Source organism: Paenibacillus sp. MZ04-78.2, assembly GCF_024213375.1.
Lineage (GTDB): Bacteria > Bacillota > Bacilli > Paenibacillales > NBRC-103111 > Paenibacillus_G.
This window is the reverse complement of the sequence record NZ_JANAVJ010000121.1, coordinates 1-890: the sequence shown is the minus strand read 5'-3', so window position 1 is coordinate 890 and position 890 is coordinate 1. Positions and strand designations below refer to the sequence as shown.

1 protein-coding gene is annotated in these 890 nt (G+C 36.5%); it reads left to right on the top strand.

The window, feature by feature from the left end; genetic code table 11:
* The first annotated feature begins 222 nt into the window (after positions 1–222).
* Positions 223–792: an SF0329 family protein gene (locus NLX71_RS26300; RefSeq protein WP_090675896.1), complete on the top strand. Its 570-nt coding sequence runs from the start codon at positions 223–225 to the stop codon at positions 790–792.
* Positions 793–890 lie beyond the last annotated feature (98 nt).

Sequence of the window (890 nt, the reverse complement as noted above, 5' to 3'; positions counted from 1 at the left end):
GCAACGTAGTGCAATTTGAAAAACTACGAATTCCTGAGAATAAGGGAGTAAGACTCTAAAGTTAAGGGTTTAAACCGTTATGTTGACCTCTCCCCTCAGCGGTCGAAGAAAATTGAGAAACGCAAGGTTACTTGTATTTAGTATGATCGATGTGTTGGTTATTGTATTATGGATAATAGAACGACTGCCTCAATAGGTGTTTATAGAACATAGGAGGATTACATGGCCTGGAGCAAATTGAAGCAACATCTGGAGAGTTTTCTCTGTCCTGCGTTATATGGAAGGGTCGAATACCGTGCAACCGGCTACCGTTATTTACCTGATAAAGCAGGACTTTGTTATATTGCGGTAGATAAAAAGAACGTATTCAATATGAGTGATATAACTACCTTAATCAGATGGTATCAGACGGAGCTGGATATTAAGAATGATTCAGATATCCAAATTCCTATCAACAATGAAGAAATTGAAGCGGTCAGAAAAGATACCAAGGGGATCGTTCCGGAGGATCGTCTAAAAGTAATTGCAAGAAGTAGAAAAATATCAGAATATGCAAAGGAGCTTTTGTCAGCACAGTCATCATTAAGTAAATCAAATTTTGTCGTTGTAGCTAATAAGTTTTTATCCATTTCTATAGAGGAAAGCATAGAGAGCAATGATATCTTATTGAATATTCTTGCTTTGGTGGACAGACGAGTTGGAAAAAAGCGAATTTTAAACATGACCGAGAAGATGAAGTTAAAGCATCCAATTGTGCAGTATTTTTATGAACTACGGCTTAGTACATTATGAAAATAACAGGCCTGTTGATTAACCAAATTATGTAATCTAAACAACCCTCTGGGGGTTATGTGTTTGCACAATATATTGAATCTTTATAAGCCATTCAG

Bases quoted from the DNA above. Each gene is read 5' to 3' on its own strand.
- NLX71_RS26300 (WP_090675896.1), top strand. From the start codon at position 223: ATGGCCTGGAGCAAATTGAAGCAACATCTGGAGAGTTTTCTCTGTCCT.